Raw genomic sequence first — 18,986 nt, 5'->3', positions numbered from 1 at the left:
GATAACAAGTTTTCAGACGGCCTAAAAAATTATTTCAAAAAGGCCAATACTACGGCAGCCAAAGTCATGGCAAATAAGATTTTGCGCAGGGTTTCGGGTTGCAGCTTGATGGCGGTTTTCACGCCCAAACGTGCGCCCAATGCGCTGGATAAAGCCAGCACCAAACCCACGTCCCACATCACTTGGCTACGCGCCACGAAAATCGCCAAGGCCACAGCAGTGAAGCCCAGCGTGCAGCAGACTTTCAGCGCATTGGCGCGCACTAAATCATATTTCAGCAAACCGGCCAAAGCGGGCAACAGCAAAAAGCCTGCCGCCGCTTGCACAAAGCCGCCGTACATGCCGACCAGAAACAAAGCGTAACGCGAATTAGGTTTGTCGGCAACCCGAATCGGCTGCGTCCCCGGCTCGTGCAGCAATAGATTTGGCTTGAATGCCACCACCGCTGCCACGCCGAGCATGGTCAGCAATAACAAGGGCTTCAAAATATCTACGGGCGCAAAAGAAGCAAACAAGGCGCCGGCCACGCCCCCGAACATCATCGGTACCATAATGCCGCGCAAATCTTCGGTTGGCAGCTTACCCGCCTTGTGAAAACCATGAGTGCCGGAGACAGATTGCAGCAACACGCCGACGCGGTTGGTGCCATTGGCAACATCGGCCGGTACGCCGAACATCATCAACACCGGCAAAATCAGGTTTGAGCCGCCGCCCGCCATCATGTTGATGATACCAGCGACGATGCCCAAAATGCCGATGAGCAAATATTGCCCTAAGGTGAAATCGATTTCCATAAGCGTGGTGTGTGTTAGGTTTCAGACGGCATGGTATTCAGGATGTTTGCTTGGGTAGAATGTATTCAGACGGCCTGTTGGCAATATACCGGCAGGCCGTCTGAAACTTTAGAGTCGCACTTCAATTCCTGCTGCTTGCATCGCCAATTTGGCTTCGTGAATGCTGACTTCGCCGAAGTGGAAGATACTCGCTGCCAACACCGCATCGGCTCTGCCTTCTTTCACGCCGTCGATTAAGTGCTGTACATTGCCCACGCCGCCGGAGGCAATCACCGGAATATCGACTGCTTCGGAAATGGCGCGGGTGAGCGGCAGGTTGAAGCCGATTTTGGTACCGTCCCTATCCATGCTGGTGAGCAGGATTTCGCCGGCACCGCGTTTTTGCATTTCCACCGCCCATTCTACTGCATCTAAGCCGGTCGGTTTGCGGCCGCCGTGGGTGAAAATTTCCCAGCGCGTGTTTTCAGGGTTGACCGCTTTGGCATCGATGGCCACCACAATCGCTTGCGAGCCGAAAAAGCCGCTGGCTTCGTTGACCAAATCAGGGTTGGTCACGGCTGCGGTGTTGATGCTGGCTTTATCCGCACCGGCATTGAGCAGACGGCGCACATCGGCCACCGAGCGTACGCCGCCACCGACGGTGAGTGGAATGAACACTTGCGATGCCACTTCTTCAATCACATGCAAAATCGTATCGCGGTTGTCGGAAGAGGCGGTGATGTCGAGAAAGGTCAGCTCGTCGGCGCCTTCATCGTTGTAGCGTTTGGCGACGTCAATCGGGTTGCCCGCATCGCGCAGGCCGAGAAAATTGACGCCTTTGACCACGCGGCCGTTATCGACGTCTAAGCAGGGGATAATGCGTTTTGCCAATGCCATTGAAAGGGTTCCCATCAAGAAAAAGCGGTTGCGGTGTGTGCAACAGGTTTGAGGCCGTCTGAAAGATTGATTCAGTCTTTCAGACGGCCTGTGTTTAACTTAGCCAGCCGTTGACCCAATCGGGCAGATATTGCAGCAATTGGAAATAACCAACGCCCGCGGCTGCCGCCATGAGCATGGTGGTCATAAAGCTGGTGCTGAAACGGTTGACGATCATGAAAACGACGGCGACATACGCCCATAATGCACCGTTGAGCGCCGCCCAATAGCCGTCAATTTCCGGTATGGCAAAAGCGGTCAGTTGGCGCATAATCACAGCCAAAATGGTGAACCACAGACTTTCTGTCAGCGGATAAATGTCGCGGTCGGCAGACCAAATCAACCAAAAGCCTAAGACGAATGCTTCCAGCATGTGTAACCCCTTAATGATTCAATAAACTGCTTTGCCTGTTGGTTTTATATCGTGGCAAAGCAATCAAGTGTGGCAGGGCGGCAGTGAAACACAGGCGCGCCCTGAATAAAATATGGTTGAAAACAGATTAAGCCAGCGAATCGGCCAGCTTTTGCGCTTCGGCAAAGTCAATGCTGCCTTCGTAAATCGCGCGGCCGGTAATCGCACCGGTCACGCCGCTTTGCTCGACCGCACACAAGGCACGGATGTCGTTCAAATCGGTCAGGCCGCCGGAGGCAATCACGGGAATCTTAATTGATTCGGCGAGCTTGACGGTGGCTTCAATGTTCACGCCGCTCATCATGCCGTCGCGGCCGATGTCGGTGTAGATGATGCTGTTGACGCCGTCGTCTTCAAATTGTTTGGCCAAATCAATCACATGGTGTTCAGTCACGGTCGCCCAGCCGTCAATCGCCACCATGCCTTCTTTGGCATCCAAACCGACGATGATTTGGCCGGGGAAGGCTTTGCAGGCTTCGCGTACGAACTCAGGATTTTTCACTGCAGCGGTGCCGATGATGACATCGGTCAAACCCAAATTCAGATATTTTTCGATGGTGGCCAAATCGCGGATGCCGCCGCCCAATTGCACGGGAATGTGTTGCGCCACGGCGGCCAAGATTTCTTTAATCGCCGGGAAGTTTTTCGGTTCGCCCGCAAACGCGCCGTTTAGATCCACCAAATGCAGACGGCGCGCGCCTTGTTTGAACCAATGTTCGGCAGTTTGCGCCGGTGTGTCAGAAAACACGGTTGCCTGATCCATCAAGCCTTGTTTCAGGCGTACGCATTGGCCGTCTTTTAAATCGATTGCAGGAATAAGTAACATAATTTTTCCAAAGTAGGTTTCAGATGGCCTGTGATAGAGGCCGTCTGAAAAATAGAATCATGATGTGCAAATCATTTTACACAATTTAGCGAATTTTAGCACACCTAAGCGGCCTGCGACACGCTTTGTTTCGCACAGAATCGTTACGGCTGCCAGTTTAAGAAATTGCGCAACAGCAGCAAGCCGCCGTCGTGGCTTTTTTCGGTGTGGAATTGGGTGGCGAAGACATTATCTTTGCCGACAATGCAGGCAAATTCCTGCGGATATTCGCTGGTGCCCAACACGATGTCGTTGTTTTGCGGTGCGAAATAATAGCTGTGCACAAAGTAAAAGCGCGTGTCTTGCGCGATGTCGGCAAACAAAGGATGGTTTTGAGTTTGGCGCACGGCATTCCAGCCCATGTGCGGCACTTTCAATTTGTCGCCGTTGGTATCGTGGCGGTTGGCGGCAAAGCGTTTCACGCCGCCGGCAAACCAGCCCAAACCGGCGGTGTCGCCTTCTTCGCTGTGGTCGAACAACAATTGCGCGCCGACGCAAATGCCGAAAAACGGTTTATTTTTCAGGCCGTCTGAAACCGCTTCGCCCAAGCCGCTTTGCTGTAACGCGCTCATGCAGTCGGGCATGGCACCTTGGCCGGGAAAAATGATTTTGTCGGCGGCAAAGACTTCATCCGGCTGGTCGGTCAGAAAAATATCGGCTTGCAAACCGGCTAATTTTTGCGCGGCCTGCACGGATTTCAGCACCGAGTGCAAATTGCCCATGCCGTAATCGACAACAGCTACTTTCATGTTGATCCTTTAATTATGCAAATCATCGTAGTGGGCGGTATTGTAACAAAAAATCAGCGTACTTTTGTTGACAATTTAAAACAAACTAACAAAAGGCCGTCTGAAAGGGGAAATGATTTCAGACGGCAAGAGACCTTGGCAAAACTCGTCAATTTTCAGAAGTTTTTAAACCGTCATTCCCGCCTACGCGGGAATGACGAGCATAGTTTTCTTGATTCAAATTGAGTTTTGCAAAATTCTTTGCTTGTTTTCATCATGCTTTCCGGTTGGATAACACCAGCCCGCAAGCAATCAGCGCAATGCCGATAAGATGGTAAGTGTGAAGCGTTTCGCTCAAAAATAGCACAGACAGCAACACGCCGAACACCGGAATCAAATGCACCGATAAACCAGTGCGCACCGGCCCGACTTTTTCTACCGCCATCGTGTAGAGCAGATAAGCCGCCACCGAAGGAAACAAGCCGACATAGGCCAAAGCGAGTAAGGCGGAAAGGCTGAACACAATTTCCGCACCTGAAGCCGTTTCCCACAGCCACAATGGCGTTAAAGCCATTAAGCCGATGATGATTTGCACCGCCATCAGGCCGATGCGGTTGATTTCGGCGGGCAGCATTTTCATCCACAAGGTATAAAGCGCCCAGCAAATCATCGCCGCAAACACAATCAAATCGCCCGAATTAAACTGCATGGCCAATAAGTTGCCCCATTTACCGTGCAGAATAATGCTCAACACGCCCAACATCGACAGCAGCAAGCCACCGATTTGCGCGGGCAGCAGTGTTTGGCGGTAAAACAGCACGCCGAAAAACATAATCAGCACGGGAATACAAGAATTAAGCAGCAGCGCATTGGTGGTGGTTGTGTGGTGCAAACCCATATAAACCAAAGTGTTGAACGACGCCACACCCGCCAGCGATACCGCCACGATTTTGGCCGGATATTGCTTGTATAAAGGCAGGTCGCGGCGCATATATTTCCACGCAAACGGCAGAATCACCACCAGCGCAATCACCCAGCGGCCAAACGACAAACTCAAGGGCGGAATATCGCCGCGCACCGCCCGTCCGACCACGAAATTACCCGCCCAAAACAGCGGCGGCAACACCAACAGCGGCAAAGTCGACCAGAAAGAAGCATTCGGTTTCATCACAAGCGGTCAAAGAAAAAGACAGGGGATTTTAACACAGGCCGTCTGAAAGATTCAGGCGGCCTTAGCACATATTTATGGCAGCCATGATTTTATTCAATCATGAAAAGATACACGCGTGAATGTTGATTTAGCAAGCGTTTGCGTTGTCCGCTTGCGTGACAAATACACTTTATTCATCAACGCTGTCTGAAAAAGCATTGATAATTTTTCAGACGGCCTTATTTGCTTATATATATTGAAACAACCACACCCAATCAGGAACGATTATGCTCAAACTCTCCATGCTCAACTTGGTGCCTTTACGCGAAGGCCAAACCCAAAAACAAGCCATCGAATCTATGGTGACGCTAGCGCAGACCGCCGAGCGTCTTGGCTACGAACGCTATTGGATTGCCGAACACCACAATATGCCCAATCTGCTCAGTTCCGCCACGCAATTGCTGGTCGGCCACACTTTGGCTAACACGCAAACCATCCGCGTCGGCACCGGCGGCGTGATGCTGCCCAACCACAGCCCGCTGGCCGTGGCCGAACAATACGGCACCTTGGCGACCATGTACGGCGATCGCATCGACTTAGGCGTCGGCCGCGCCCCAGGCACCGACCCACGCACCGCTTTGGCCTTGCGCCGCAACGCGCAAGACGTGTCAATGAATTTCCCGCACGACATCCAAACCATCCAACGCTATTTCGGCAGCACAGACGAGCAAGGCTACGTCAAAGCCTATTTGGCGATGGATAAAAACGTGCCGCTTTATATTCTCGGCTCCAGCACCGAAAGCGCCTATCTTGCCGCCGAACTCGGTATGCCGTATGTGTTTGCCAGCCACTTCGCCCCGCGCATGATGGAAATGGCGGTGCAAATTTACCGCAACGGTTTCAAACCATCAAAATATCTCGACAAGCCCGAAGTCATTATCTGTGTCAACATCATCGTTGCCGACACCGATGATGAAGCGCATTTGCTACATACCTCGCAACAACAGCAGTTTTTAGGCGTAGTCAGCGGCCAGATGAAGCCGCTGCAACCGCCGGTGGCCGATATGTCGACCGTGTGGAGCTACGACCAAGAATTCGCCGTGAAACAAATGCTGGACGAAGACATCGTCGGCAGCAAAGAGAGCGTGCGCGAACAACTGCTCAACCTGCAAGCGCGCGTTCAGGCAGACGAGATTATGGCCTTGAACTATATTTACGATGAAGCCAAACAGGCCAAATCATTTGAAATGCTGAAAGAAATTGCCGATACGCTGTAAACGGTTAGGTTATAAAAAAGGCCGTCTGAAAGAAAATCCTTTCAGACGGCCTTGATGATTGTTACGCCTTACAAAATCTCATACACGAAGAAAATCAGCGTGTGCAGGATAAACAATGGCGACAGGATACCAAACGACCATACCATATAGCCAAAGAAGCTCGGCATTTTCACGCCGCGTTGTTCGGCGATGGCTTTGACCATGAAGTTTGGCGCGTTACCGATGTAGGTAAGGGCACCCATGAATACCGAACCCATAGAGATAGCCAGAAGGGTGTGGAACAGCGGGCCGGTCATCAAAGATTGCGCGTCGCCGCCTGCCATGTTGAAGAACACGAGGTAGGTCGGGGCGTTGTCCAAAAAGCCGGATAACACGCCGGTCATCCAGAAATACATGGTGTTGAGCGGCTCGCCGGCAGCGTTGTGTACCATGGATACCACGCCGCGTAACGCACCGTTTTCACCGGCTTTCAAAATCGCCAATACCGGTGCGATGGTGATGAAGATACCGGCAAACAGTTTGCCCACTTCGGCAATCGGTTCCCAGTTGAATTCATTACCGGCACGCACTTGTTTCGGTGTGATGAGCAATGAAATCACCGCCAAAGACAGCAGAATCACATCGCGCACTAAGTTTGGCAATAAGTAATGGCTGCCGAAGATTTCAAAACCAGGGTGATCCGGTTTCCAAATGCCCGACATCAATACAGCACCGACCACGCCCAGCAGCAAAATGAAATTCACTTTACCGAAAATTTGCAGTTTGCTGTCCGGTGACGGATCATGTGGCACGATTTCGTCTTCTTTAGAATACAAGTGACGGTCGAGGAAGTAGAACACGGTCAACAGAATCACCACGCTGATGAGCACAGGTGGGAACATGTGTACTACGGTCCACATAAAGTCAACACCCTTTAAGAAGCCCAAGAATAAAGGTGGGTCACCCAATGGGGTCAGGCCGCCGCCGATATTGGCTACCAGGAAGATAAAGAATACGACCACGTGGACTTTATGTTTGCGGTTGTCATTGGCTTTTAACAGCGGGCGAATCAGCAACATGGCGGCACCGGTAGTACCCATAAGCGATGCCAATACAGTACCGATGGCAAGCAGGGTGGTGTTAAGCTTAGCCGAGCCTTGCAAGTTGCCCCATACCAAAATACCGCCTGAAATGGTGTACAGCGCAAACAGCAACAGGATAAACGGGATATATTCTTCCACCATGGCGTGTGCCACAACTTGAATACCTGCCGTAAAGCCGAAATAAAGCACGAAAGGAACCAGAAAGAGCACCGTCCAAAAGGCGGTGATTTTACCGAAATGATGATGCCAAATTTTCGGCATCATTAAAGGACCTAAGGCGATGGAGAGCAGAATGGCTGCAAAGGGTAAACCCCAAAGCAGACTCAGTGAGTCGCCGCTGAAGTTGGCGGCTTGAGCAAACGCCGGCATCATCAGCATAGGTAGGGAGAAAAGAGGTAGGCGCATATGTTTCCTTTTTCTTATCGTGGTAAAACTTCAGGCCGTCTGAACAGCACGACACTGCACGTTAAGCTTTAAGTAAGCTCGTCGCAAACGATTGTAAAGGAAAATAGTGCCAGAAACTAGACTAAAGTATTAGTCTGAATCAAACAAATCTGCTAAAAGATTTTTGTGACATTGCCCAATTCGGTTGGCATGGAGAGAAAAATTCTTTAAAACAGAGATTTAATGAAATGTTAACTAAATAATAAAATACTATCAAAAAAGATTGTTAAATTGCATTTAACACTTTTTTGCAAGAAGCCAGCATAAGGCCGTCTGAAAAACAGGCCGATTTTATGCTTCCGGCAAGCGAATCATCCAAATAGCCACGCAGGCGCAAAAGGTGGCGGAAATGGCGCCAATCCACCAACGTTCGGGGAATTGCCAGAATAAAAACAGGCAGGAAAAAGTCATCATGCTCACGGCCAATATTTTGGCCTTGCGCGGCACGGCGCGGTTGCGTTCCCAGTTTTGCACCATCGGGCCGAAGTAGCGATGCTGATGCAGCCATCGGTGAAAACGCGGCGAGGCTTTTGCCCAGCAAGCCGCCGCCAGCAACACAAAAGGCGTGGTCGGCAAAATGGGCAGAAAAATACCGAGCACGCCCAAAGCCAAGGCCAGCGCGCCGCAAAGCCAATAAATATAACGGATAATCATGAGTGTGATTCAGGTTGGTGAAACGGGCAGCGCGGGATATCCAATTGTTTCCAGCCTTTATGCCCCATGTCTTCCAATAAAGCGATATTGCGTTCGAAAATCGCCGCCGCATCGGGAAACGCTTCGGCTGCTTTGGCGATGCTGTCTTCACGAATCAAATGCAGCGTCGGGTAAGGTGAGCGGTTGGTGTAGTTGCTGATGTCGTCTGCTTCGGTGTCGGCAAACTGAAAATCAGGGTGAAACGGCGCAATCTGAATCACGCCTTCTAATTGATTGTCCGCCACCGCTTCATCGGCAATGTCGAGCATGTCGTTAAACAGCAAAAAATCGCCGAATAAGGTTGGGTGCACCAATAAAGTGGTTTCCAATTCTTCAGCAGAAGTATCGCCCAAACGCTGCAACTCACGGTCTAAATCTTCTAAAAAGCCATCTAAATGCTTGGCTTCGCTGACCGCAATGCGCACGCGGTCTTTGACATACGGCGCTTTGGCAAATGGGCAGAGGTTTAAACCAATCACGGCTTTTTCCAGCCATTGCTTGGTGTGGTCGATAACGGTTTCGGTGTTGGGCGTGTTCATTTAGACCATGCTTATATAAGAGTAATTCTCAATTATAGCAAATAATCAGGCCGTCTGAATGAGTTTCAGACGACCTGTTGTATGGGTGCAAAAATTAGTCTTGTTGCAAATGCGACAGCGGCAGGGCGGTGGTATTTTTGATTTCTTTCAACACAAAGCTCGATTGCGCATCTTGCACGCCGTGGTGTGACAATAAAGTATCCAAAACGAAATGAGAGAACGCGTTCATATCGGTGAAAAAGGCATGCAGCAGGTAATCGGTTTCACCGGTCAGCGCAAAGCAGCTCAACACTTCCGGCCAGTTTTGCACTGCTTGCGAAAAATCATCACGTGCATCAGCCGCTTTGCTGATGGAAACGCGGATAAATGCCTGCAAGCCTAATTCAACGGCAACCGGCGACAATAAAGCCGCATATTTGCGAATGATGCCGGCATCTTCTAATTGTTTCAGACGGCGTAAACACGGAGAAGGAGAGAGGGCAACACGTTCGGAAAGCTCGACATTGGTCAGGCGGCCGTTTTCCTGCAAAACCTGTAAAATTTTAAGGTCTGTTTTATCCAAAGTGATTTGAGCCATTTATTATCTCCCTTTATTCGTGTGGCCTGCGTGTTAAAAAAAATGAAGGATAACAGTTTTTTATAATCTTAAGCTAAATAAACTTAACATACAATAGTTCAATAAAAGAATCTTTACAAAAATAATCTGTGTTAAAAACCGCAAATCGGGCAAAATTAATTTAATCATGCTATTAATATTTTATTGTTAATAGGTTGCATAAAAATAATCCCAAAGAATGCTTGCCCCGAAAAAAGAATCACGCCATAATCAAAAAACGTGCAGGAGAGCGCTGCTGATTCAACTACCGGCAGCCACCGAAGGCGCAGATGCCCTTAAATCGCTCAGGTAAAAGGACTGCTCGTTGAAATAAAACATCTGGAGAGCGGCACGATATTGCATCATGCCCACCGAAGGGGAGAAGGCCGTCTGAACCACCATTCAGACACCCGTTGCCAAATGGCGCGCAATGAGCAGATTGCGGTCGAAACGACACGGCGCCGAAAATCTCAGGTTCAAGGACAGATAGGGTCATACGCGCAGATAAAAACAGCAACGTGCGATGGCGCTAATATACTGGAGAACTTGATATGACTGCCCCCAACATCACCCCTTTTCATCAAAACCATATCGAAGCAGGCGGCAAGCTGGTTGATTTTGCCGGCTGGGAATTGCCTGTGAATTATGGTTCGCAAATCGCCGAACACGAAGCCGTGCGCACCGATGCCGGTATGTTCGACGTATCCCATATGCTGGTTACCGATGTGGCCGGCGAGCAAGCGAAAGCCTTTTTCCGCAAATTATTGGCCAACGATGTCGATAAATTAGCCTTTGTCGGCAAAGCCTTATATTCTGCTTTGTTGAACGACAACGGCGGCGTTATCGATGACTTAATCGTTTACCGCATGAATGAAGCCGAAACGCAATACCGTATTGTGTCCAACGGCGCGACCCGCGAAAAAGACAGCGCCCAATTCCAAAAAATCGGCCAAGCCTTCGGCGTAAACTTAACGCCGCGCACCGATTTGGCGATGCTGGCGGTGCAAGGCCCGAAAGCGGTTGAGAAATTATTGACCGTCAAACCCGAATGGGCGGAGCAGGTAAACGCGCTCAAACCATTCCAAGGCCACAATTTCGGCGGTAATTGGTTTGTTGCCCGCACCGGCTATACCGGCGAAGACGGCGTGGAAGTGATTTTACCGGCAACCGAAGCATCTGAATTTTTCAAAGCCCTGCAAGCGGCAGGCGTGCAGCCTTGCGGTTTGGGTGCGCGCGACACCTTGCGCATGGAAGCAGGCATGAACCTGTACGGCAACGACATGGACGACGACACCAGCCCGCTCGAAGCCGGCATGAGCTGGACGGTGGATTTAAAAGACGAAGCCCGCGATTTTGTCGGCAAGGTCGCCGTGGTTGCGCTGAAAGAAAAAGGCGTGGCGGTGAAACAAGTTGGCCTGCTGCTGGATAAAGGCGGCGTGTTGCGCGCAGGCATGGAAGTGGTCACCGACAAAGGCAACGGCATCACTACCAGCGGCGTGTTTTCCCCAAGCCTGAAACAATCCATCGCCATCGCCCGCTTGCCGAAAGATTTTGACGGCGAAGCGGCTAAAGTGTTGATTCGCGGCAAGGAAGTGGATGTACGCGTATTGAAACTGCCGTTTGTACGCAATGGCCAAAAACAATTTGACTGATTAAGTTTCAGACGGCCTAATGATGAGTGAAGCCGTCTGAACAATGATGGAAGCACAATAAGTGAAACAAAATATCATTTTTTTACTGATTTTTTCGGTATGCTTGAATTTAGTCGGCTGCGATGCCAAAGACCGTTGTTTGGATCAGGGCGGCAGCTACAACGAAGCGACCGGAAAATGTGAAAAATAATGTCAGAGTTTAATCTAACCTACTTTTGGAGAACACAAAATGAGCAATATCCCAGCAGAATTGAAATACGTCGCCAGCCACGAATGGTTGCGCACCGAAGCCGACGGCACGGTAACGGTCGGCATCACCCATCACGCGCAAGAATTGTTGGGCGACATCGTGTTTATCGAGTTGCCTGAAGTCGGCGCCAACTTGGCGGCTGAAGAGCAAGCAGGTGTAGTGGAATCGGTGAAAGCCGCATCTGACGTGTACGCACCGATTGCCGGTGAAATTGTGGCTGTCAACGATGATTTGCCAAGCGCGCCGGAAACCGCCAACAGCGATCCATACGGCGAAGGCTGGTTCTTCAAAATCAAACCGGCTAATCCGGCTGATTTAGACGGCTTGCTGACTGCTGAGCAATACGCTAACGAAGTCAATTAATCCGCTGTAAAAGGCCGTCTGAAAACGAACTACTTTTTCAGACGGCCTTTGTGCATTAAAGAAACACCATGAATTATTGCGATTTCGCCAACAGCCTGCCGCCCGATACCGATGACCCAAACAAGCATTACCACGATCATCAATACGGGTTTCCCGTTGATGATGACAATGCGTTGTTTGGTCGATTGATTTTGGAAATCAACCAAGCCGGTTTGAATTGGACGCTGATGCTGAAGAAGCAGCACGCGTTTCAGACGGCCTATGCCGAATTTGACATTGCTAAAGTGGCGGTCTTTGATGAACACGATATTGAAAGATTGTTGAGCGATGCAGGGATTGTGCGCAACCGTTTGAAAATCAATGCGGCTATTGATAATGCTCGCGCGATTTTGCGTTTGCAGGCCGAATACGGTTCGTTTAAAAACTGGCTCGATGCCCATCATCCGCGCGAGAAAGCAGCGTGGGTGAAATTGTTTAAGCAGCATTTCAAATTTGTTGGCGGCGAAATTGTCGGTGAATTTTTGATGAGCACCGGTTATTTAAAAGGTGCGCATGACGAGCGTTGCCCGATTTATCGGCAAACTTTGGCGGCGGGCGCAAAATGGACTGAGGCCGTCTGAATAGGCCGGTGTTGATTTTCAGATGGCCTTTTTATCAAAAAATAGTCGGCTTCTACTTAGGTGGAGGTCAGATAAAAAATAAAACAATTCAAATAAATAGATTAAAATTCCAACGTAAAAACACACGCAAAGAACCCTATCATGAAACTGAACGGCCTTTTAAAAACCGCTATTTTGCTGACCGGTATGTCGGCATTCTTGCAGGTGTATTCTGTGCAGGCGGTGTTGCCCGTGTTGATGGCGGAGCTGAATGCCACGGCGGTGCAGGCGGGTTTGTCGGTGGGGGCGACGGTGTTGGGCGTGGCTTTGATGTCGCCGTTTATGGGCATGTTGTCGGATGCGTTCGGGCGCAAGCTGTTTGTGGTTGGGGCGCTGATTTATCTGGCTTTGCCAACCATGCTGCTGGCGTGGTCGCCGAATATTGAAATGTTTACGCTGTTGCGTTTTTTGCAGGGCTTGGCGGTGCCGGGGATTACGGTGGTGCTGATTGCCTATATCGGCGAAGAGTTTACTCAAAACGAAGTCGTGCAGCTGATGACGATGTATGTGTCGGGCACGGTATTGGGCGGGTTTCTTGGCCGTTTCCTGTTGGGCTATCTGACGGAGTGGTTTGACTGGCGCACGGCGTTTTATGTGATGGCAGTGTTGAGCTTGGCTTGCGCGGTGTTTGTGTGGAAGCAGTTGCCTAAATCGCAGAATTTTGTGCCGAAACCGAATTTTCAGACGGCTTTGAATACACTCAAATCGCATTTGCACAACCGTTATGTGTTTGCGGCGTGTTCGTTGGGCGGCTGCGTGTTGTTTTCCTTAGTGGGCTGCTTTACCTACATCAACCTGCATTTGGCCGATGCGCCTTATCGCTTGAGCAGTAGCGCGTTGGCAAATATTTTTGCCGTGTATCTGATTGGTATGGTGATTACGCCGTTGTCGGCCAGACTGATGACACATTTTGGCAGCGTGAAAACGATTTTGCTGGCGGTGGCTGTGTCGATGACAGGTGTGTTGCTGACTTTGGCGACTGATTTGCCGCTGATTATTGTCGGGCTGGTGTTGATGTCGTCGGGTGTGTTCATCACGCAGGCGGCGACCATCAATTATATTGCCGCCAATGTGAAAGAAGGCCGCTCGCTGGCATCGGGCTTGTATTACATGGCGTATTACAGCGGCGGCACGTTCGGCGCGTGGCTGTGCGGTTTGGCGTTTAAGGCTGCTGATTGGCGCGGCGTGGTCTGGGCGTTATTGGCGGTGCAGGTGCTGGCCATCGCCATTGTGTTCAAAGGCATGGTCAATAGGCCATCTGAAACTGTTGCTTAAATGAATCAAACGGATAGCGCGGTTGCTTATCTGTAAAAAACTGAATTAAAACAATGAATGTATTAAAACTCAACGTACGCTTCCTTTCTTCTTTGTTGGTCATCGGTGTGGTTGCCGGCTGCATCGGCGTGTTGTTTACCGTGTTGCTGCATACCATACAGCATTATGCGTTTGGCTATGGCTTTCTCGATGCGCATATGTCGTTTCGCGAAAGGGTGGAACAAGCTACGCCGGTGCGCCGTTTGTGGGTGTTGCTCGCTTGCGGCTTGGTGGCCGGTGTTGGCTGGGTGATGGTGCACCGCTATTGCAAGCCTTTGGTGGAAGTGAAAAACGCACTAAAAGGCGAAGCGATGCCGTTTCGCGCAACCACTTGGCATGCGTTGCTGCAAATCGTTACCGTGGGTATGGGTTCGCCTTTGGGGCGTGAAGTGGCTCCGCGCGAAATGAGCGTGGCGGTGGCGGAGAAATGGTCGGGCTATCGCGGCTTATCGGCCGAAAAACGCCGCGTGTTGCTGGCTTGCGCGTCGGGTGCGGGGTTGGCGGCGGTATATAACATGCCGTTTGCGGCGACGATTTTTATTTTGGAAACCTTGCTGTTGAGCTGGGAAACGCCGTTGGTGGTGGCGGCTTTGATGACCAGCGGCACGGCAGCGATGGTTACGCGCACGGTATTGGGCGATGTGGTGCAGTATGTGGTGCCACAAATTCCGTTTGAACATTCGCTGGTTGGCTGAGCATTGGTGGCGGGGCCGCTGATTGCGCTGGGCGTGTATGCGTTTGACCGCTGCGTATTAAAGCTGCCGAAGCTGCCGCGCAAAAGCCCGAAGATGATTGTGTTGTCGGTGGCGTGCTTCGGCCTGATTGGCGCGGTGTCGATGTATTACCCCGGCATATTGGGCAACGGCAAGGCGGGCAACCAATTGACCTTTGCCGCGTTGATCGACTGGGAATACGCCACGGGCTTGCTGGCGGCGAAATGGCTGGCGGTGATTTTGGCGATGTTGGCCGGTGCATACGGCGGCAGGCTGACGCCTTCGATGATGCTCGGTGGTTTGCTGGGTTTGCTGTTTGCCGTGGCGTGGAATGTGTATTTTCCGGTGGTGCCGTTGGGTGCGGCGGCGTTTGTCGGCGCGGCGGTGTTTTTGGGTTTGTCGCAAAAAATGGTACTGACCGCGCTGGTGTTTATGTTGGAAGTATCGCGCTTTTCGACAGCGTATTGGATGCCCTTGTGCGTGTGCATGGTGGGCGGTTTGTTTGTGTATCAAATGCTGCAAAGAAAAGCATAAAGATGAATGTTTTTTCAGACGGCCTTTATGAATAATCAGGCCGTCTGAACGCTGATTGATAGGCTAATGGCCTGCCTGTTTAAAAGGAGTAAATAGATGAAACTGAATGAATTATTTGATAAAAACGAATTTTCTGCGCGCCACATCAGCTTTCGCGACCAAGAAGCGTTGTTGGCTGCGCTCGGCGAAAAAAGCATGGCGGATTTTGTTGATCACACCGTGCCGCAATCGATCCGCATGCCGTCTGAACTCGATTTGCCTGAAGCGCTGACCGAAGCCGAAGCCTTGGCCAAAATCAAATCGATTGCGGCGAAAAACAAAATCAATAAATCCTATATTGGTTTGGGCTATTATCCGACCCGCCTGCCGAATGTGATTGTGCGCAATGTGTTGGAAAATCCGGGCTGGTACACCGCTTACACGCCGTATCAAGCGGAAATCGCGCAAGGGCGTTTGCAGGCTTTGTTGAATTTCCAGCAGGTGTGTATCGATTTGAGCGGTTTTGAAGTGGCCGGTGCCTCTTTGTTGGACGAAGCAACCGCTGCTGCCGAAGCAATGGCGATGGCCAAACGCGTGGGCAAGTCTAAATCGAACCGCTTTTTTGTCGATGAACGCGTCTATCCGCAAACGCTGGACGTGATGAAAACGCGCGCCAAATATTTTGATTTTGAATTGGTGGTGGGCGATTTTGCCAAAGCGGCTGAGGGCGAATATTTCGGTGCTTTGTTGCAATATGTCGGCAAAGACGGCGATGTAGTCGATTTGAGCGATGTGATTGGCCGTCTGAAAGAAACCGGCGCGATTGTGGCGGTGGCGGCTGATGTGATGAGCTTGGTGTTGCTGAAATCGCCCGCTGAAATGGGTGCCGACATTGCCTTGGGCAACACGCAGCGTTTTGGTGTGCCGATGGGTTTTGGTGGGCCACACGCCGCGTATTTTGCTTTTAAAGACGAATTCAAACGCTCGGCTCCCGGCCGCATCATCGGCGTATCGAAAGATGCTTCAGGCAAACCGGCCTTGCGCATGGCTTTATCGACCCGCGAGCAGCACATCCGCCGCGAAAAGGCCACGTCCAACATCTGCACCGCGCAAGCCTTGCTGGCAAATTTGGCCGGTATGTATGCGGTTTATCACGGCCCCGAAGGCGTGAAGCGCATCGCGCAACGCATTCATGCGCTGGCTTCCGCGTTTGCCGATGCCTTGGTTTCAGACGGCCTGAAAGTGGTGCATGAAACTTTCTTTGATACCGTTTTGGTTGAGTGCGGCGATAAAGCCGCTGACATTTATCAAAACGCTTTAAACGCAGGCTACAACCTGCGCCGAGTGGGTGAAACCCAAATCGCCGTGGCGTTTAGCGAAGAATCAACTGTGGGCGAATTGGCGGTATTGGTGACTTTGTTTACCGGCAAAACCGACATTGATTGCAGCGGCGAAATCACAGGCCGTCTGAAGCAAAACCTGTTGCGTCAAGACGAAATTCTTACGCATGAAGTGTTCAACCGCTACCACACCGAACACGAAATGCTGCGCTACCTGAAAAAGCTGGAAGAGCGCGATTTGGCGATGAACCGCGGCATGATTTCGCTCGGCAGCTGCACCATGAAGCTCAACGCCACCAGCGAGATGATTCCGATTACCTGGCCGGAATTTGCCAATCTGCATCCGTTTGCACCGAGCGAACAAACCGAGGGCTACCGCGAATTGCTGCAAGGTTTGCAAACCCAGCTTGAAGCGATTACCGGTTTCGATGCCATCAGCCTGCAACCCAATTCCGGCGCATCAGGCGAATACACCGGCTTGTTGGCCATTCGCCGCTACCACGAAGCCAACGGCGACACTGAACGCAACGTCTGTCTGATTCCGCAATCAGCACACGGCACCAACCCTGCTACCGCCGCCATGCTCGGCATGAAAATCATCGTGGTGAAAACTGATGAAAACGGCAACGTCGATGTCGCCGATTTGCAGCAAAAAGCCGAGCAAAACAAAGACCATCTCGGCGCGCTGATGATTACCTATCCGTCCACCCACGGCGTGTACGAAGAAGGCATCCGTGATATCTGCCGCATTATCCACGACAACGGCGGCCAAGTGTATATGGACGGCGCGAACATGAACGCCCAAGTCGGCATCATGCAGCCGGCAGAAGTGGGGGCGGACGTGTTGCACATGAATCTGCACAAAACCTTCTGCATTCCACATGGCGGCGGCGGCCCGGGCATGGGGCCAATCGGTTTGAAAGCCCATCTGGCACCGTTTGCGCCAAGCCATGTTGTCGCGCCGGTCGAAGGTGCAACCGAAGGCATGAGTGCCGTATCTGCCGCGCCGTATGGTTCGGCCGGGATTTTACCGATTACTTGGATGTACATCACCATGATGGGCAAACAAGGTATGCGCCAAGCCACTGAATGGGCGTTGCTCAATGCCAACTACGTCGCCCAAGCCTTGAGCGAAGATTATCCGATTCTCTACACCGGCAAAAACGGCCGCGTGGCGCACGAATGTATCGTTGATTTACGCCCACTCAAAGCCGAAAGCGGCATCACCGAAACCGACATCGCCAAGCGCCTGATGGACTACGGTTTCCACGCACCGACCGTTTCCTTCCCCGTGGCCGGTACACTGATGATCGAGCCGACCGAATCAGAAAGCAAAGCCGAACTCGACCGCTTCATCGCCGCACTCAAAGCCATCAAGCAGGAAGTGTTGAAAGTACAAAACGGCGACTGGCCGAAAGACGACAATCCGCTGGTCAATGCGCCGCATACCTCGTTTAACGTCACCGCCGAAGAATGGACGCACCCATACAGCCGCGAAGAAGCCGTGTTCCCACTGGCGTATGTGCGTGAAAACAAATTCTGGCCGAGCGTGAACCGTGTGGACGATGTGTATGGCGACCGCAATTTGGTGTGTTCTTGCCCACCGATGGAAGCGTATGAGGATTGATTCGGGTAGGGCAGGTGTGAACCTGCCTTATGTTGAATCATAGAAAATGCCGTCTGAAAAATGTTTTTCAGACGGCATTTTTTCATTATTTGATTTTATCATTGAATTTATTTTAATTTGGTAATCAATTGATTTTTATTAAGAATAATCTTCTATGGGTATGTAGGGTATAAATATTGAGGAGAAACAATAAAACGGTTAAAATCCAAACAATTATTTTAGAGATGGAAAAAGTGCAATACCTGCAATTAGTGTATTGATTTTGGCTAAAAATGAAGAAAACAATATCCAAGACTGTATTGAAAGTTGTAATTTTGCTCAAGAAGTTGTCGTAATTGATGATTTTAGTACAGATAAAACAGTTGAAATTGCAGAAAAATGTGGTGCCAAAGTCATACAGAGAGCAATGAATGGTGATTGGGGCGGGCAACAAACGTTTGCAATTGAGCAGGCTGAAAGTGAGTGGATATTTTTTATTGATGCTGATGAGCGCTGTACACAGGAATTAGGTCAAGAAATTATTCAAACAGTGGCAAGAGGAGAAGAATTTGGATTTTGGGTTAAACGAATAAACCATTTCCAGCGTAAAATCGTGAAGCATGGGCCGTTGAGTCCCGATTGGGTTTGCCGTTTGATGCCACGTCAGGGTAGTAGGGTTGAAGGATTTGTTCATCCTAAAATTATTCATCAATTTGCCGATCGAAAACTCAATGCACCGATGTTGCATTTTACTTATGAGACTTGGGAGCAATATTTACGGAAAATGAATCAATATTCAACATTGTCCGCTGAAAAATATAAAAAAGAAGGAAGAGAATACCATTTTTTGATAGATATAGTATTACGCCCATTATTTGCATTTGTGAAGATGTATATCTTGAAACGTGGATTTTTAGATGGGGTGCTTGGTTATATTCTGGCAAAAAATTATGCAAATTATACAATGAATAAGTATGTCAAATTAAAGTATTTGAATACAAGTGCTCCCAAAAATAGAAATTTTTAAAGTGTTGATAATAAAAGAAATGCCGTCTGAAAAATATTTTACAGACGGCATTTTT

18 protein-coding genes, 1 pseudogene and 2 riboswitches are annotated in these 18,986 nt (G+C 50.3%); of the genes and pseudogenes, 9 read left to right on the top strand and 10 right to left on the bottom strand.

From position 1 onward, the window contains the following. Positions 1-29 precede the first annotated feature (29 nt). From GJV52_RS02735 to GJV52_RS02710, 6 genes are all read right to left on the bottom strand, one after another. Positions 30-794, bottom strand: a complete 765-nt coding sequence (locus GJV52_RS02735) for a sulfite exporter TauE/SafE family protein (RefSeq protein ID WP_154143211.1) — start codon at positions 792-794, stop codon at positions 30-32. Between the two features lie 108 nt (positions 795-902). Beyond that, positions 903-1,670, bottom strand: coding sequence for an imidazole glycerol phosphate synthase subunit HisF (gene hisF, locus GJV52_RS02730; RefSeq protein ID WP_100562421.1), 768 nt, complete (start codon positions 1,668-1,670; stop codon positions 903-905). A 94-nt stretch (positions 1,671-1,764) separates the two neighbouring features. After that, the gene (locus GJV52_RS02725; protein ID WP_095502878.1) at positions 1,765-2,082 is read right to left on the bottom strand and encodes a multidrug transporter MatE; all 318 of its coding nucleotides are present in this window, start codon (positions 2,080-2,082) and stop codon (positions 1,765-1,767) included. A gap of 127 nt (positions 2,083-2,209) precedes the next feature. Continuing rightward, on the bottom strand, positions 2,210-2,947 hold the full coding sequence (hisA, locus tag GJV52_RS02720) for a 1-(5-phosphoribosyl)-5-[(5-phosphoribosylamino)methylideneamino]imidazole-4-carboxamide isomerase (RefSeq protein WP_100562423.1): 738 nt from the start codon (positions 2,945-2,947) through the stop codon (positions 2,210-2,212). A gap of 143 nt (positions 2,948-3,090) precedes the next feature. Then, complete coding sequence (hisH, locus tag GJV52_RS02715) at positions 3,091-3,735, bottom strand: imidazole glycerol phosphate synthase subunit HisH (protein WP_095502876.1); 645 nt, start codon at positions 3,733-3,735, stop codon at positions 3,091-3,093. 253 nt (positions 3,736-3,988) lie between these two features. Next, positions 3,989-4,882, bottom strand: coding sequence for a DMT family transporter (locus tag GJV52_RS02710; RefSeq protein ID WP_095502874.1), 894 nt, complete (start codon positions 4,880-4,882; stop codon positions 3,989-3,991). A 269-nt stretch (positions 4,883-5,151) separates the two neighbouring features. Here GJV52_RS02710 and GJV52_RS02705 point away from each other — a divergent pair, with 269 nt between their 5' ends. Continuing rightward, positions 5,152-6,141: an LLM class flavin-dependent oxidoreductase gene (locus GJV52_RS02705; protein ID WP_100562425.1), complete on the top strand. Its 990-nt coding sequence runs from the start codon at positions 5,152-5,154 to the stop codon at positions 6,139-6,141. 68 nt (positions 6,142-6,209) lie between these two features. On the opposite strand, the gene GJV52_RS02700 is transcribed toward GJV52_RS02705, so the two are convergent. The 4 genes from GJV52_RS02700 to GJV52_RS02685 all read right to left on the bottom strand — a co-directional run bounded on the left by GJV52_RS02700 (position 6,210) and on the right by GJV52_RS02685 (position 9,476). Further along, complete coding sequence (locus GJV52_RS02700) at positions 6,210-7,628, bottom strand: sodium:proton antiporter (protein ID WP_100562427.1); 1,419 nt, start codon at positions 7,626-7,628, stop codon at positions 6,210-6,212. 330 nt (positions 7,629-7,958) lie between these two features. Then, positions 7,959-8,318, bottom strand: coding sequence for a YbaN family protein (locus tag GJV52_RS02695; protein WP_195690077.1), 360 nt, complete (start codon positions 8,316-8,318; stop codon positions 7,959-7,961). Beyond that, positions 8,318-8,899 (bottom strand): DUF1415 domain-containing protein, encoded by a 582-nt coding sequence (locus GJV52_RS02690; RefSeq protein WP_095502870.1) that lies wholly within the window; start codon positions 8,897-8,899, stop codon positions 8,318-8,320. Before GJV52_RS02690 ends, GJV52_RS02695 begins: the two co-directional genes overlap by 1 nt. 94 nt (positions 8,900-8,993) lie before the next feature. Beyond that, positions 8,994-9,476, bottom strand: a complete 483-nt coding sequence (locus GJV52_RS02685; protein WP_095502869.1) for an Lrp/AsnC family transcriptional regulator — start codon at positions 9,474-9,476, stop codon at positions 8,994-8,996. Between the two features lie 251 nt (positions 9,477-9,727). After that, positions 9,728-9,825, top strand: a riboswitch (glycine riboswitch). After that, positions 9,826-9,990, top strand: a riboswitch (glycine riboswitch). A gap of 55 nt (positions 9,991-10,045) precedes the next feature. On the opposite strand from GJV52_RS02685, the gene gcvT reads away from it, so the two are divergent. The 8 genes and pseudogenes from gcvT to GJV52_RS02650 all read left to right on the top strand — a co-directional run bounded on the left by gcvT (position 10,046) and on the right by GJV52_RS02650 (position 18,931). Continuing rightward, positions 10,046-11,146, top strand: a complete 1,101-nt coding sequence (gcvT, locus tag GJV52_RS02680) for a glycine cleavage system aminomethyltransferase GcvT (protein ID WP_095502868.1) — start codon at positions 10,046-10,048, stop codon at positions 11,144-11,146. Positions 11,147-11,207: 61 nt separating this feature from the next. Next, the gene (locus GJV52_RS13365) at positions 11,208-11,336 is read left to right on the top strand and encodes a hypothetical protein (RefSeq protein WP_255408378.1); all 129 of its coding nucleotides are present in this window, start codon (positions 11,208-11,210) and stop codon (positions 11,334-11,336) included. A 39-nt stretch (positions 11,337-11,375) separates the two neighbouring features. Continuing rightward, on the top strand, positions 11,376-11,759 hold the full coding sequence (gcvH, locus tag GJV52_RS02675; protein ID WP_100562429.1) for a glycine cleavage system protein GcvH: 384 nt from the start codon (positions 11,376-11,378) through the stop codon (positions 11,757-11,759). A 68-nt stretch (positions 11,760-11,827) separates the two neighbouring features. Next, the gene (locus GJV52_RS02670; protein WP_100562431.1) at positions 11,828-12,379 is read left to right on the top strand and encodes a DNA-3-methyladenine glycosylase I; all 552 of its coding nucleotides are present in this window, start codon (positions 11,828-11,830) and stop codon (positions 12,377-12,379) included. Between the two features lie 141 nt (positions 12,380-12,520). Next, a complete protein-coding gene (locus GJV52_RS02665; protein ID WP_198511382.1) occupies positions 12,521-13,693 on the top strand; it encodes an MFS transporter in 1,173 nt (390 codons plus the stop codon). A 53-nt stretch (positions 13,694-13,746) separates the two neighbouring features. Beyond that, positions 13,747-14,979: pseudogene (locus GJV52_RS02660) on the top strand (chloride channel protein). Positions 14,980-15,075: 96 nt separating this feature from the next. Then, positions 15,076-17,925: an aminomethyl-transferring glycine dehydrogenase gene (gcvP, locus tag GJV52_RS02655; protein ID WP_100562433.1), complete on the top strand. Its 2,850-nt coding sequence runs from the start codon at positions 15,076-15,078 to the stop codon at positions 17,923-17,925. Between the two features lie 256 nt (positions 17,926-18,181). Beyond that, positions 18,182-18,931, top strand: coding sequence for a glycosyltransferase family 2 protein (locus GJV52_RS02650; RefSeq protein WP_369832049.1), 750 nt, complete (start codon positions 18,182-18,184; stop codon positions 18,929-18,931). The last annotated feature ends 55 nt before the right edge of the window (positions 18,932-18,986 follow it).

The organism is Neisseria brasiliensis (assembly GCF_009671065.1).
Lineage (GTDB): Bacteria > Pseudomonadota > Gammaproteobacteria > Burkholderiales > Neisseriaceae > Neisseria > Neisseria brasiliensis.
The sequence above is the reverse complement of the archived record's forward strand: the minus strand, read 5'-3'. Positions and strand labels throughout refer to the sequence as shown.

Coding starts and splice junctions, on each gene's coding strand:
- GJV52_RS02735 (WP_154143211.1), bottom strand. CDS start 794: ATGGAAATCGATTTCACCTTAGGGCAATATTTGCTCATCGGCATTTTG.
- hisF (WP_100562421.1), bottom strand. CDS start 1,670: ATGGCATTGGCAAAACGCATTATCCCCTGCTTAGACGTCGATAACGGC.
- GJV52_RS02725 (WP_095502878.1), bottom strand. CDS start 2,082: ATGCTGGAAGCATTCGTCTTAGGCTTTTGGTTGATTTGGTCTGCCGAC.
- hisA (WP_100562423.1), bottom strand. CDS start 2,947: ATGTTACTTATTCCTGCAATCGATTTAAAAGACGGCCAATGCGTACGC.
- hisH (WP_095502876.1), bottom strand. CDS start 3,735: ATGAAAGTAGCTGTTGTCGATTACGGCATGGGCAATTTGCACTCGGTG.
- GJV52_RS02710 (WP_095502874.1), bottom strand. CDS start 4,882: ATGAAACCGAATGCTTCTTTCTGGTCGACTTTGCCGCTGTTGGTGTTG.
- GJV52_RS02705 (WP_100562425.1), top strand. CDS start 5,152: ATGCTCAAACTCTCCATGCTCAACTTGGTGCCTTTACGCGAAGGCCAA.
- GJV52_RS02700 (WP_100562427.1), bottom strand. CDS start 7,628: ATGCGCCTACCTCTTTTCTCCCTACCTATGCTGATGATGCCGGCGTTT.
- GJV52_RS02690 (WP_095502870.1), bottom strand. CDS start 8,899: ATGAACACGCCCAACACCGAAACCGTTATCGACCACACCAAGCAATGG.
- GJV52_RS02685 (WP_095502869.1), bottom strand. CDS start 9,476: ATGGCTCAAATCACTTTGGATAAAACAGACCTTAAAATTTTACAGGTT.
- gcvT (WP_095502868.1), top strand. CDS start 10,046: ATGACTGCCCCCAACATCACCCCTTTTCATCAAAACCATATCGAAGCA.
- gcvH (WP_100562429.1), top strand. CDS start 11,376: ATGAGCAATATCCCAGCAGAATTGAAATACGTCGCCAGCCACGAATGG.
- GJV52_RS02670 (WP_100562431.1), top strand. CDS start 11,828: ATGAATTATTGCGATTTCGCCAACAGCCTGCCGCCCGATACCGATGAC.
- GJV52_RS02665 (WP_198511382.1), top strand. CDS start 12,521: ATGAAACTGAACGGCCTTTTAAAAACCGCTATTTTGCTGACCGGTATG.
- gcvP (WP_100562433.1), top strand. CDS start 15,076: ATGAAACTGAATGAATTATTTGATAAAAACGAATTTTCTGCGCGCCAC.